14 protein-coding genes and 1 other RNA gene are annotated in these 13,431 nt (G+C 38.8%); 10 read left to right on the forward strand and 5 right to left on the reverse strand.

The window, feature by feature from the left end:
* Positions 1 to 41: 41 nt before the first annotated feature.
* Genes bamA through lpxA form a run of 5 tightly spaced genes read left to right on the forward strand, consistent with a single transcriptional unit; the run spans position 42 to position 5,474 of the window.
* The gene (bamA, locus tag FTV28_RS08875) at positions 42 to 2,582 is read left to right on the forward strand and encodes an outer membrane protein assembly factor BamA (RefSeq protein ID WP_179988735.1); all 2,541 of its coding nucleotides are present in this window, start codon (positions 42 to 44) and stop codon (positions 2,580 to 2,582) included.
* Between the two features lie 41 nt (positions 2,583 to 2,623).
* On the forward strand, positions 2,624 to 3,124 hold the full coding sequence (locus tag FTV28_RS08880) for an OmpH family outer membrane protein (protein ID WP_154320776.1): 501 nt from the start codon (positions 2,624 to 2,626) through the stop codon (positions 3,122 to 3,124).
* A 3-nt stretch (positions 3,125 to 3,127) separates the two neighbouring features.
* Positions 3,128 to 4,198, forward strand: a complete 1,071-nt coding sequence (lpxD, locus tag FTV28_RS08885) for a UDP-3-O-(3-hydroxymyristoyl)glucosamine N-acyltransferase (RefSeq protein WP_179990154.1) — start codon at positions 3,128 to 3,130, stop codon at positions 4,196 to 4,198.
* Between the two features lie 5 nt (positions 4,199 to 4,203).
* On the forward strand, positions 4,204 to 4,689 hold the full coding sequence (gene fabZ, locus FTV28_RS08890) for a 3-hydroxyacyl-ACP dehydratase FabZ (RefSeq protein ID WP_026438029.1): 486 nt from the start codon (positions 4,204 to 4,206) through the stop codon (positions 4,687 to 4,689).
* Positions 4,686 to 5,474: an acyl-ACP--UDP-N-acetylglucosamine O-acyltransferase gene (gene lpxA, locus FTV28_RS08895; RefSeq protein WP_004976696.1), complete on the forward strand. Its 789-nt coding sequence runs from the start codon at positions 4,686 to 4,688 to the stop codon at positions 5,472 to 5,474. The genes fabZ and lpxA overlap by 4 nt, the downstream gene beginning before the upstream one ends.
* 71 nt (positions 5,475 to 5,545) lie before the next feature.
* On the opposite strand, the gene FTV28_RS08900 is transcribed toward lpxA, so the two are convergent.
* Complete coding sequence (locus FTV28_RS08900) at positions 5,546 to 6,391, reverse strand: YbgF trimerization domain-containing protein (protein WP_179988741.1); 846 nt, start codon at positions 6,389 to 6,391, stop codon at positions 5,546 to 5,548.
* Positions 6,392 to 6,739: 348 nt separating this feature from the next.
* Between FTV28_RS08900 and ffs the strand changes: the two genes are divergently transcribed.
* Positions 6,740 to 6,836, forward strand: an RNA gene (ffs, locus tag FTV28_RS08905) — signal recognition particle sRNA small type.
* A gap of 66 nt (positions 6,837 to 6,902) precedes the next feature.
* On the opposite strand, the gene FTV28_RS08910 is transcribed toward ffs, so the two are convergent.
* From FTV28_RS08910 to FTV28_RS08925, 4 genes are all read right to left on the reverse strand, one after another.
* Positions 6,903 to 7,586 carry a regulatory protein RecX gene (locus tag FTV28_RS08910; RefSeq protein ID WP_179990156.1) on the reverse strand — a complete coding sequence of 228 codons (684 nt, stop codon included), beginning with the start codon at positions 7,584 to 7,586 and terminating at the stop codon, positions 6,903 to 6,905.
* Between the two features lie 81 nt (positions 7,587 to 7,667).
* Positions 7,668 to 8,714: a recombinase RecA gene (recA, locus tag FTV28_RS08915; RefSeq protein ID WP_004976691.1), complete on the reverse strand. Its 1,047-nt coding sequence runs from the start codon at positions 8,712 to 8,714 to the stop codon at positions 7,668 to 7,670.
* 144 nt (positions 8,715 to 8,858) lie between these two features.
* Positions 8,859 to 9,299, reverse strand: a complete 441-nt coding sequence (locus FTV28_RS08920; RefSeq protein ID WP_004976690.1) for an RNA-binding S4 domain-containing protein — start codon at positions 9,297 to 9,299, stop codon at positions 8,859 to 8,861.
* Positions 9,292 to 9,966 (reverse strand): HAD-IA family hydrolase, encoded by a 675-nt coding sequence (locus tag FTV28_RS08925; RefSeq protein WP_096901429.1) that lies wholly within the window; start codon positions 9,964 to 9,966, stop codon positions 9,292 to 9,294. Before FTV28_RS08925 ends, FTV28_RS08920 begins: the two co-directional genes overlap by 8 nt.
* Before the next feature lie 285 nt (positions 9,967 to 10,251).
* Here FTV28_RS08925 and FTV28_RS08930 point away from each other — a divergent pair, with 285 nt between their 5' ends.
* From FTV28_RS08930 to FTV28_RS08945, 4 genes are all read left to right on the forward strand, one after another.
* The gene (locus FTV28_RS08930; protein WP_004976684.1) at positions 10,252 to 10,497 is read left to right on the forward strand and encodes a hypothetical protein; all 246 of its coding nucleotides are present in this window, start codon (positions 10,252 to 10,254) and stop codon (positions 10,495 to 10,497) included.
* Between the two features lie 584 nt (positions 10,498 to 11,081).
* Positions 11,082 to 11,261 carry a hypothetical protein gene (locus FTV28_RS08935; RefSeq protein ID WP_004976682.1) on the forward strand — a complete coding sequence of 60 codons (180 nt, stop codon included), beginning with the start codon at positions 11,082 to 11,084 and terminating at the stop codon, positions 11,259 to 11,261.
* 182 nt (positions 11,262 to 11,443) lie between these two features.
* The gene (locus tag FTV28_RS08940; RefSeq protein ID WP_179990158.1) at positions 11,444 to 12,301 is read left to right on the forward strand and encodes a 3'(2'),5'-bisphosphate nucleotidase CysQ; all 858 of its coding nucleotides are present in this window, start codon (positions 11,444 to 11,446) and stop codon (positions 12,299 to 12,301) included.
* 57 nt (positions 12,302 to 12,358) lie between these two features.
* A complete protein-coding gene (locus FTV28_RS08945; protein WP_004976677.1) occupies positions 12,359 to 13,093 on the forward strand; it encodes a histidine phosphatase family protein in 735 nt (244 codons plus the stop codon).
* The last annotated feature ends 338 nt before the right edge of the window (positions 13,094 to 13,431 follow it).

Raw genomic sequence — 13,431 nt, forward strand, 5'->3', positions numbered from 1 at the left:
AACGTAGATACGAAATAAATTTAACACTGGAAAAGACTGGCATGCAGCACACACATTTATTTATGCCCTTGGCACTGGTTAGTGCAATGGCGGCAACACAACAAGTATATGCAGCAGATGAATTTATTGCGCGAGATATAAAAATAGATGGTCTTGTTCGTTTAACGCCAGCCAATGTCTATGGAATGATTCCAGTGAATAGTGGTGATCGTGTCAATGAAGCAGTGTTGGCCAATGCGATTCGTTCACTCTATGCCACAGGTTTGTTTGATGACATTCAGGCCAGTCGTGAAGCCGACACTTTAGTGTTTAAAGTGGTTGAGCGCCCAATCATTTCTAAGGTTGAATTTAAAGGCAATAAACTGATTCCAAAAGAAGCGTTGGAAGATGGTTTAAAGAAAATGGGTGTGGCTGAAGGTGAAGTACTGAAAAAGTCAGCACTACAAACTTTAGAATCTGAACTTGAACAGCAGTATATGCAGCAAGGTCGTTATGATGCGGATGTACGTGTCATTACCACAGCACGTCCAAATAACCGTGTAGATTTAACTGTAGAGTTTGTTGAAGGCAAAGCTGCCAAAGTGGTAGATATCAACATCATTGGTAATACGGTATTTAAAGAAAGCGACATTAAGCAGGCGTTTGCAGTTAAAGAAAGTAGCTGGAGTTCGATTGTTACCCGTAATGACCGTTATGCACGCGAAAAAATGGCAGCAAGCTTGGAAGCATTACGTGCGTTATATCTTAATAAAGGTTATATCAACTTCAATATCACTAACTCTAGCTTGAATTTGAGCGAAGACAAAAAGCATATTTTTGTTGAAGTTTCGGTGGATGAAGGTGAGCAATTCAAGTTTGGCGAAAGCAAGTTCTTGGGCGATGCTTTATACAAACCAGAAGAACTTACGGCACTGAAAATTTATAAAGATGGTGAAACCTATTCACAAGAAAAAGTGAATGCGGTGAAACAATTGTTGCTGCGTAAATATGGTAATGCAGGCTATTACTATGCCGAAGTGAATATTGTTCCGCAAATTGACAAAGAAACTAAACTGGTAGATTTAAACTACTACATCAACCCAGGTCAGCAAGTTACAGTGCGTCGTATTAACTTCGCTGGTAACAGTAAAACCGCCGATGAAGTACTGCGTCGTGAAATGCGTCAAATGGAAGGCGCATTGGCAAGCAATGAAAAAATTGATTTGTCTAAAGTCCGTTTAGAGCGTACAGGTTTCTTTAAAACCGTTGATGTCAAGCCTGTGCGTATTCCAAATGTGCCAGACCAAATTGACTTAAATGTAAATGTAGAAGAACAGCACTCAGGTACCAGTACTTTAGCGGTAGGTTTCTCGCAAAGCGGTGGTGTGACGTTCCAAGCTGGTTTAAGCCAAACTAACTTCTTAGGTACGGGTAATTCGGTTTCGATTGATTTATCACGTTCTGAAACACAAGATTACTATAACCTGAGTGTGACTGATCCATACTTCACGATTGATGGTGTGCGTCGTGGTTACAACATGTACTACCGTAAAACCAAGTTAGATGATAACTATAACGTTAACAACTATGTGACTGACAGTTTAGGTGGTGGAATTAACTTCGGTTACCCAATTGATGAAAACCAAAGCATTAGTGCAGGTTTAAACATTGATCAGACCGAAGTAACCACAGGTCCTTATGTTTCGACTTATGTTCGAGACTATTTGTTGGCTAATGGAGGATCTCATACCAGCATAAGTCAATACTGTACTAATGGTACATGGAAATTCAATGAAGCTACTAAATCAAATGATTGTGTGGATGAAAATGATAATGTTTTACCAACTACTCCGTACCAAGATAAGTTTAAAGGCGATTTTTTAACCTATAATTTAAATTTAGGCTGGTCATATAATACCTTAAACCGTCCAATTTTCCCAACCAATGGTATGTCACACCGTGTGAATGCTGAAATTGCCTTACCAGGCAGTGATGTCGAGTTCCAAAAAGTGACCTATGATGCACAGGCATATTTCCCATTAGGTCAAGACTTTGTTTTACGTGGCTACGGTAAGTTAGGTTTTGGTAATGATTTACCGTTCTATAAAAACTTCTATGCAGGTGGTTATGGCTCGGTACGTGGTTATGATAATAGTACTTTGGGACCTAAATATCCTGGAGTTGAGTTCCAAGAGCGCATGAACATCGATCCTTTGCGCAATAAGCAAGACCCTTCTTTTGAGGAAGTGGGTGGTAATGCTTTAGTACAGTTTGGTACGGAACTGGCTTTACCTGTACCATTTAAAGGGGATTGGACACGTCAAGTTCGCCCAGTGATTTTTGCAGAAGGTGCACAAGTTTTTGATACGCAGTGTGATGTTCCACATGGTAATTTAACTATTAATGGTGTGGATATCGATGCTAAAAAGTACTGTAAAGACAACTACGGCTTTGACTTCGGTGAAGTGCGTTATAGCGTGGGTGTAGGCTTTACTTGGATCACCATGATTGGTCCATTATCACTCAGTTATGCATATCCGTTAAATGATAAACAAGGCGATGACACTAAAAATATCCAATTCGAAATTGGTCGTACTTTCTAAGTATGACCACTTTTTGGGTAGCATAAATACAGGATAGAAATATGAAAAAAACAATATTGAGTTTGGCATTGTTGGGTTTATCTACAATGGCTGCAGTAGCACATGCTGCAGGCTATGGTGTAGTAAGTTTAGAGCGTGTTGTAGAAAATAGCAGTTATTTAAAACAGCAAAATTTGGCGTTACAGCAGTCGATCAAACCACAAACCAGCAAACTTGAGCAATTGGCAAAAGAATTAGAAGCTATGCAGCAGCGTGCGCAGCAATCTAATAATTTATCTGATGCTGAAAAGCAAAAAATGAATACTCAGTTTCAAGCGAAATTGAAAGAATTTAATGGTTTGCAACAAGTAGTGCAAACTCGTGTTCAGTCAGAATTGCACAAAATTAACGATGGTTTTGAAACTCGTTTAAAGCAAGTTGCTGAACAATTGCGTAAAGAAAATGGTTTAGATGTGGTTTTGAATAAAAACTCAGCACTTGCCTATGACCCGAAGTATGATTTAACTGATAAAATGATCCAAAAGGTCAACGTACTTAAATAATCAATGAGTTCCCAATATTATCGCTTAGAAGAAATTGCTAGTTTAGTTCAAGGTCAATACATTGGACAAGCCGACTTAGGTTTGCAAGGTTTGGCAAGCCTTGAGTCTGCTCAGGCGCATCAACTTGCATTCGTGAATGGCGATAAATATTTAGCGCAAGCACGTAGCTCCCAAGCGGGAGCTTTCATTGTGACAGCTTCACTACAAGCCGAGTTAGACAATCATCACAACTTTATTGTGGTCGATAATCCATATCTGGCTTTTGCGATTCTGACCCATGTATTTGAGCGTAAGCATACGCAACGTGGTATAGAAAGCACAGCCCAAATTCATCCATCAGCCATCATCGCCGATAGTGCCTATATTGGTCATTACGTCGTGATTGGTGAAAATTGCGTGGTGGGTGACAATACGATTGTACAATCGCACTGTAAAATTGATGACTTTGTCGAAATTGGTCAACAGTGTTTTATTGATTCACATGTGACGCTAACAGGCGAAGCCAAGCTTGGGCATCGCGTGCGTATACACGCCAATACCGTAATTGGTAGTGAAGGCTTTGGCTTTGCACCTTATCAAGGCAAATGGCACCGTATTGCACAGCTGGGTTCGGTGATTATTGGTAATGACGTTCGTATTGGCTCGAATTGCAGCGTAGATCGCGGTGCACTAAATGATACAATTTTGGAAGATGGTGTCATTATTGATAACCTTGTGCAAATCGCACATAACGTCAAATTAGGTGCTCATACGGCTATTGCAGCAAAAACAGCCGTGGCTGGAAGTGTGACAATTGGCAAAAACTGTATCATTGGTGGTGGAAGTGCAATTTCAGGGCACTTAAATATTACCGATAATGTGACTTTGACAGGAATGTCAATGGTCACAAATAATATTTCTGAATCAGGAAAATATTCGTCAGGTATTGGCTTATTTGAAAATCAAAAGTGGAAACGTACTGTTGTGCGCCTCAGACAATTAGCAGATGTGCCATTGACCCAATTGGTAAAAAGACTTGATGATATGCAATCTCAAATTGAGTTCCTTGAATCAACTTTTAAATTGCGTAAATAATTATGATGACTGAGTCGAATTCTAGCACCTTCACTAAACCTGAATTGCCAATGCACATTCAAACCATTCGTGAATATTTACCCCATCGCTATCCGTTTTTATTAGTAGACCGTATTGTAGAAGTCACTGATAACGGTATCGTGGGTTATAAAAACGTATCTATCAATGAAGAATTCTTGCAAGGACACTTCCCGAATTATCCGATCATGCCGGGTGTTTTAATCGTTGAAGCGATGGCACAAGTGTCGGGTATTTTAGGTTTTATCATGAATAATGAGAAACCGAGCGCAGGTTCTTTGTTCCTTTTTGCAGGCGCAGAAAAAGTTCGATTTAAAAAACAAGTCGTTGCAGGCGATCAACTTGTATTAAAATCTGAATTAGTTATGCAAAAACGAGGCATTTACAAATATAATTGTATCGCCACCGTTGATGGCGTCGTCGCAGCAACCGCGGAAATTATGGTTTCGCATCAGAAAACAGAGCAAGCATGAGCAATAACCCACTCATTCACCCAACCGCTATTATTGACTCATCTGCAGTAATCGCTTCAGATGTCACGATTGGTCCATACTGTATTATTGGCCCAAATGTAACGATTGGTGAGGGTACAAAACTTCATTCGCATGTGGTGATTGGTGGTTACACCCGTATTGGTCAGCACAATGAAATTTTCCAGTTCGCCAGCGTAGGTGAGGTCTGTCAGGACTTAAAATATGCAGGTGAGGAAACTTGGCTAGAAATTGGTGATCACAACAAAATTCGTGAACACTGCAGTTTGCATCGTGGTACGGTGCAAGACAATAGCCTGACCAAAATTGGTAGTCACAACTTACTTATGGTCAATACGCATATCGCACATGACTGTATGGTGGGTGATCACAATATTTTTGCCAATAACGTGGGTGTGGCAGGTCATGTGCATGTTGGGGATTATGTGGTTGTCGGTGGAAACTCTGGTATTCACCAATTCTGTAAAATTGACTCTTATAGCATGATTGGTGGTGCATCGCTCATTCTTAAAGATGTGCCTGCATATGTCATGGTTTCTGGTAATCCTGCACATGCATTTGCAATGAATGTGGAAGGAATGCGTCGTAAAGGCTGGTCGAAGGATGTGATTCAAGGTCTTCGTGAAGCCTTTAAACTCATTTACAAATCTGGATTAACCACTGAGCAAGCCATTCAGCAAATTCGCATTGATATTTTGCCAAATGTGGCAGAAGCGCAGCGTTTAATTGATTCTTTAGAGCAATCTGAACGTGGTATTGTGCGTTAAGGTTTGAGTTTACCGAATGCGGCAAGCTTCAGAATATTAAAAGACATCCTCGGATGTCTTTTTTTATTGGCTTATTTAAAGAATCTTGCTTCTTCAGACTTTGGATATTGGCTCAGAATTTTACTTTTGTATTGCGCTGCTAAAGTAGGTTTGTGATCTACATCTTGCGCAATACTATATAAACGATATAGGGCACTTGATGCTTTTGCAGATTGAGGGTACTTTGTTGCTACAATTTCAAAATTCTTTTTGGCTTCGGTGTAATTGGTCGGTTCAATCGCTAAATTAAACTCAGCTAACCAAAAATACGCATTGCTGATATACACACTGTTTGGGTGGTTTTTAATAAAGTTTTGCATAGGTGCAATCGCTTTTTTGGCACCACCTTGTTTATAGGCATCCAATGCAACAGTATAGGCTGCTTTTTCCAGCTCAATATTGGTATTTAAACCTTGAGCTGTTGGACTCACATGCGTTGTATTTTGCACAGATTGCGTGGCATTGTTGTTTAACTGGTTGTTGCTGGCGCTGGGTGCAGTATCTTTTTGGTTATCCTCCTCAGCGGCAGGAGCAGATTCAGGGTCTATTTTTTGTTGGAGCAGTTCTAGACGTTGATCTAAATCGGTATAGCGATTTTGCAATTCATGTTTGAGCTGCGCAATTTCATTGTCTTGTTCTTCAATTTTGCCACGTAACTGGCGGATGTCATTTTCAAGTTGCTGATTTTTTTGCATCAACTGCCAATTGATATTGGTGGGTACATTGGCAGTTGCCATATTACTCGTTGCAATCGCAGGGCTATTGGCATAGCCAGCACTGCTTTGGCTGAGGTTGTGGCTTTCAATTGGAATATTGGCAAATACAGACGTTGAGCACAGTAGGGCAAGAGCACAAAGTGCATGCTTTTTTAGCATAATTGAATATCCATCTTAATCTTGTATAAGTGAGTCCTTGTAAGCGTATTGGACTCAACCTGTTGATTTGGTCATTTTCCACATTTAAAACGTCCGCGCGTGGAATTGCAATAAGCTTTTACAAACTTATCATCAATCTCAGCGCAATATGGGTAAATCTAGGATTTAAATCTCAAAATAATTTTATGATGGTTTAGTTAGACTAAGTTTTGAATTTTAAGTGAGGTTATTCTATAAATGTCTTCAATTGTTTTTAAAATAATCAATTGGATAGCATTATAAAAGGAAATACAGAACAACGCTTGCAAGTTTGTTAAAAATCTCTATACTCTGTTTTTGCAATGGTAGCCCTGCTGGTTACTTCGCAATTGTACTCTACGAACCCCGTCAGGACCGGAAGGTAGCAGCGGTAGTGGAACTATGATGTGCCGAAGGCTTGCTGGTAGGGTTGCCACCAGTTTTGAAATAATAATTCTATTTATCTTCTACTTATTTTGATCTTATATCCACTATTTTAAAAATCCTGCTCTTTCCTACGAATTGCTTTCATAATCGCATCCATATCAAAGCCCCGATACTGTAAAAAACGAATTTGTTTGGCTTTAAGTTTTGGCTCGTTTGCGACTTCTGTGCCGAATTTTTTCACTTTCAGTTGATAGGCTTGTTCTGCCCAATCAGTTTCTTTAAGTTCTTCTGAAATTAAACTGCTATCCACTTTTTTGTTTTTAAGTGCCATTTTAATGCGATTTGGCCCTTTACCTTGGCGCTTTTGGCTAGCCAGTAACATTTCTGCAAGACGCTGATCACTCTGATAATTTTCGCGTGCCAGTTCATTGACTAATTCAATCACTTCATCACGGTTTTCTGCATATAAAGCCAATTTTTCAATTAAGTCATTTTTAGAATATTCTTTACGAGTTAAGACAGCGAAGGCATAGCTACGTAGACGAGAACCTGTCAGTCCTGGGCGTTTGCTTTGCTGTTCGTCAGGGTCTTCAATGTATTCTTGATCATCAATGGCATCTGTATAAGCAGGGTATTGTTTATTAATGTTAGGCGCAGAATTTGAGGCAAAATGCAGGGCAGATGTTGTTTCTGAATATGCCTGCTTAGTTTGGCTGCATGATTGCTCATCTTCGCCAAATTGTTGTTTTAGCGCAGCATAATCAATCAGTTTGGGGAATTTATTTTCAGACATGGTAATGCTTCCATATACAATAAAACGCTCCGTAGAGCGTTCTATTTAATTCAGTTTGTTGTGTTCATCTTAGCGCATGCTTTAAACATCAAGTAAGTCGAATTCTTCTTCGTCTTTATCTTCTACAGGTGCAGCTTGACCTGTCGTGAGTAGTTGTTCACGAATAATCGCTTCGATGCCTTTAGCAAGCTCTGGATGTTCTTCAAGATGGCGAATGGTGTTGTTTTTACCTTGACCAATTTTATCGCCTTGATAAGAATACCAAGCACCAGCTTTTTGCACGATATTTTGTTGAACAGCTAAATCGACCAGCTCGCCCAAATGGTTAACACCTTTACCGTAAAGAATTTGGAACAATGCTTCTTTAAATGGAGGTGCCATTTTGTTTTTCACAACTTTGACTTTGGTTTCAGAACCAATAATCTCGTCACCTTCTTTCACTTGACCTACACGGCGAATATCTAAACGAACAGAAGCATAAAACTTCAATGCGTTACCACCAGTTGTGGTTTCTGGGCTACCAAACATTACACCAATTTTCATACGAATTTGGTTAATGAAGATCACCATACAGTTCGAGCGTTTGGCATTACCTGTGATTTTACGCAAGGCTTGGCTCATTAAGCGTGCTTGTAAGCCCATGTGTGAGTCACCCATTTCGCCTTCAATTTCGGCACGAGGGGTTAAGGCAGCTACGGAGTCGACCACAATCATGTCGATTGCGCCAGAGCGTACCAACATATCGGCAATTTCAAGGGCTTGTTCACCGTTGTCTGGTTGCGATACTAAAAGATTGTCAATATCTACACCAAGTTTACGTGCATATTGAGGATCAAGCGCGTGTTCGGCATCAATAAAGGCACAAGTTCCACCAGCTTTTTGACATTCTGCAATGGCTTGCAAGGTCATAGTCGTTTTACCTGATGATTCAGGGCCGTAAATTTCAATGATACGACCTTTAGGTAAGCCACCAATACCCAATGCAATATCTAGGGTCAATGAGCCTGTAGATACGGCTTCTACCGCTTGCACAGTGTTGTCACCAAGACGCATGACTGTGTTCTTACCAAATTGTTTTTCAATCTGGCTTAACGCAGCGTTTAACGCCTTGCTTTTATTCTCATCCATCTTACAACCTCAATACGATGTCACGAAACAATATACTCAAGTGGATGCATTTACTTAAATCTTTTCCACATGCAATATAGTGACAGAATTTGTCCTGTAGTTCTATTTATATCACGGGCTGTGCGACAGCCTGTGACGCTCTATTTAATCATCATTATATGACCAAAATTGGTCAAATTGCTGATCATTCTCTTGTTTAAATTTGCTGATGTCACGACGGTCTTTTTTACTTGGTCGATGATCAGGTCGTGCTAGATTATGCAACTTTCTTTGGGTCGCAATCAATTCCCTGCGTGCAATACTCACTTCAGTTTCTTCATAAAGTTGCTGAGCGACAGGGGCAGGGCCGCGTACGCCGGATAATGCCTTGACCAATACGGTTTTCTTATCAAAACCTTGTTGAATGGTCAGCTCAGTTCCCACACGAATTTCTTTGGAAACTTTAACGCGCTCGCCATTGTGATGTACTTTGCCGCCTTCAATGGCAGCTTTTGCAATAGAGCGGGTCTTGAAAAAACGTGCAGCCCATAGCCATTTATCAATTCGGATCGTTTCAATGGCTTCGTGGGACGAAGTTTTAGGCATATTTTTGAGTGTCCTCAAATTGTTCTAAGACAGGAATTAAATCTGTTAATTGGTGCAACATAGGGTAATTACAAGTCTGACGCGTAGGTTTTGCTGAGGATGGCTGGGCAATACTATATAAGTGTCCAATCCCAAAGGCTTTAGCACCATTAAGCACCTTTTCGGTGTCATCTATAAAATAGCAATCTTCAGGATTAAATGCATGTTGTTGTTGCAATGTTTGCCAAAATTCAACGCGCTCTTTGGCATAACCAATACTTTCAGAACTAACAATCACTTCAAAATACTTTGCTAAACCTGTATGTGCTAATTTAAAGTCTAAACCTGCACAATCGGCATTGGTGGTGAGCCAAATGTGATAGCCATTATTTTTTAAATATTCCAGTAATTCGATAGCTTGTGGACGCAACGTGACTTGATCTTTATATTCAAGTTGCATCGCAAGCATATCTACACCCACTTTAGCCGTCCAAAAACGTGAGGAATACCACTCTAAGGTGTGGCTATGCGCTTGATAAAAATCGTATAAAATTTCTTTGCTGCGCTCTAAAGAACAGGCGTGTAATTCTGCATAGCGAATAGGCAGTTGTTCATTCCAAATAAAATCATCATAAGCGAGATCTAACAGCGTTCCGTCCATGTCAAACATGATGATATTTTTGTGCATTTAGACATCCTAAACCATTAAGCAATTGCCAAAAGGCAAATAAAACTGGCTCATTTAAACATGCTTGAGGCATAACTCAAAATACTGTCTGATTATTCGCCAAATTGTGCTAGGCTAAATAAATAAGCACTGTACATGCGTAGCATATAAATTAGGTGAGATGGGGCAGTTGTAAAAAGTAACTGTAGCGTTCACAAAAACAATTTTTTTGACATATTTCTGTATTTGTTTGTCTGTACAAGCATAGAAATTGAATGGTAAATTTTTTAAATTAGGGAGCTAGTAATGGCTGAACAACAGTATTTAGATTTAAAACACTTAGATAAACAACTCGATGAGTTTGAGAAAAAGAAGAAAAAAATTAAGAAAATGCGTATCGGCTATAAATTATTTGCGCATTTAATGGGCGATGAAAAATTCGCCCATCATGTTTCAGAGTCGGCATTAAACCCAGATAAACGTAGTTATCGTAAAGTCAAAATTAAAATCACCTCAGATGAGGGAGAGTTAACTTTTCTAGAAAAGGATTGATTAATTTTTTGATTTAAAATTCTAGTGATTTTGATTATGTATACAAATTTGTGTACCTTTAAATCTGGCCCGATTGATGCAGATCGGGCTTTTTTATACCTTAATTCTATGAATGGTTCAACCTGAATTAGAATCCTTTTATAAGTCGAAATTTGATCATAAATGATCAGTAAAATTAGTATTGAAAGTCCTTTCTTTTACGCCATGTATTGCTCAGGATGAGGAGTATATTCCGCAAGTGGATGAGGGGGTTCTTATAAAAAACCTCTCCCTGAGGAGCATGCTCCGCAAGTCTCCTAAAAGGAAAGGGAATTTCCTTTGCAGTGATTCAAAAATGATTTAAGAAAGAATCTTTTTAAATAAAATGCATCAAGTTGTCATAATCTGCACTTAAGCTATTCAGCAAACTCAGTAAAATGTAATAGGTCGTGTTTAGTCTATTTCAGTATAAGTTCTGTGTATAAATGTGGCAAGGTGCGCTCAAATGTTACGCTTTAACTATCAAAAGAGGCATGAATATGACAGAACGATACCTAAGAATATTGACAATTTTTCATGATTAAATAAATTTAAAAGGAATTGTGATGTCTATTTTAGGAATTGCCATTACCACTATTTTGGGTTTATTGGGTATTGCTGCAATTATTATTGGTTTTTTTGGTGGTGAAACTTATTTGGTGATTGTGGGTATTTTATTATTGGTTAGTGGTGCACTCACTTTATCGATGTTTAAAAAAAGATTATCCAATCCATTTAAAGATTAATTAACTAAGCACTCAATAAATAAAAAACTCAAGTAAAAATGAATTGCCTTGACACATAAAGTCTTGATTTAGCATATCTAGCCACTAAATTTTATCTACGCATCAGCCGTAAATTTTATTACAATGTTTTTATGAAAGTAATGAAAAATTAGACCTTTAGATACAGTCTAAAAAGGATAGTTATGTTTATAAAAACAAAGGCGCCAACGCATACTTTAATTTTACAGTTATTGCCAATCGTGCAGCAGGCGTGTGAAATTTTAAATCAGGAATTTCAAGATTATTGTTCAGGTGCTGCTTTTGATGTAGAAAAGAAAACTGATGATTCTCCTGTTACGCAAGCCGATTATCGAGTCAATTATTATTTAATGCAGGCTTTGGCAAAAATCTCCAATTTACCTGTGTTGTCCGAAGAAGGTGAGCAAGACCAACGTCAGCAATGGCAGCAATTTTGGTTGCTTGATCCTTTAGATGGCACGAAAGAGTTTTTACATCAACGTCCTGAATTTACCATTAATTTAAGTTTAATTTGTGGTGTGCAAACAACTTTTGCAGTACTTGTAGTACCAGGCGAGCAAACTATTTATTTTTGTCCTGAACAGGGTATGCCATTGAAATATCATATTTTAACTCAGCAATGGTATCTCTATCAGTCTGAACCCACGGTAACATCTTCAGTTCTAAAAATTGGATTAAGCCACAGTAGTCAAAAAAAATCACACTATGCAGACTATTTAAAAAGCTTGGCGCAGTTGACCAATTTTGAAGAACTAAAAGCAGGTAGTGCTTATAAATTCTGCATGATTTTGGAAGATCGTGTCGATATTTACCCACGTTTTCATCCGACTTCTGAGTGGGACACCAGTGCAGGACAATGTTTATTGGAACGAATAGGTGGTGGATTGGTCGATTTTCAGGGGCGGGCATTTTTATATAATCAGCGCGATACATTGTTAAATGGTGGTTTTATCGCCTATAAAAATACGCAGATGAAACAGATTGCCTTACAAGCACTTGGACTTATGGCGAAGTCAGATTGAGCAAAGTGCTGAACATGGTATAGTGTCAAGCAACCAAGTTAAAATTTTGGCTAGATCATGGCATTAGAACTACTCCCTGCAAGTATGCTTAAAGCAATTGATTTATTGCCTGATGCTCAGACGCCTGTGACTTTGTTTACCCGTCATTCTATTCGTGAAATTGTCGTTGGTCAGGGTTTGGCTGGCTATAATTTACAATTGACCGAACAAGGTCGCGATTTAGCCGAAGCATGGGGAGGCTACTTGGTTGGAAATACAGATCGGGTGATTCAACACTGTATTTCAAGTCCTATTCAGCGTTGTGTCGATACGGCTGCTTTAATGATTCGTGGGGCAGATGGCATTACCCTCGAACCCAATACCCATCACATTGAAATTATAGAACAAGGTTTATTGGTGGAACCAGGAAGCTTTGTACTTGATATCAAACAGGCAGGCCCATATTTTCAGAAACAGGGTGCTTTAGGCTTTATTAATAGTTTTGTGAATAATGCCTTGCCCGGCATGAAACATCCGATTCATGGTGTCGTGGATGTCCTTGAGCTGATTTATAACACCCATCCAACCAACCAATACGGACTGAGTTTGGCTGTGAGTCATGATACGATTTTAGCTGCAATTATCGCGGTGATTTCTGGACGTAATGAAGTCACGCAAGCCGATTGGCCAGACATGATGGAAGGTTTATTCGTTTGGTTTGAAGGTGATGAGTTTTTAGAATCCAAGCTAAAATGGATTTGGCGCGGTCAGATTCACACTTTAGATATCTCGCAATTTCGTCAGAAAGTTTAAGCAGAACATTGAACGCATATTCTAGTGCTATCCATTCAGTACGATAGAATACCGTCTGTCAGAAATTAAAAAAAATAATTCAAATTTTATTCTCTTTTTTTCCTTCATTTTATGCAGTTGTGAGCGCAAACTCGATCAAATATTGTCTATCAATCTGTGTGCTGCTTTAAAAATTCGCTGATTTTTATAAAGAAAAATTAATAAAATTGTGTTGAAAATATAAAGCGATATGAAACTTGAGAATTGCATAATTTTATACATCTATTTAATATAAAAATACAAGTGATTGAAAAATATGTGTTTATTTTTATATTTTTTGTCATAAATTGACATTGGGG

Source organism: Acinetobacter sp. YH12252 (assembly GCF_013417365.1).
GTDB lineage: Bacteria > Pseudomonadota > Gammaproteobacteria > Pseudomonadales > Moraxellaceae > Acinetobacter > Acinetobacter towneri.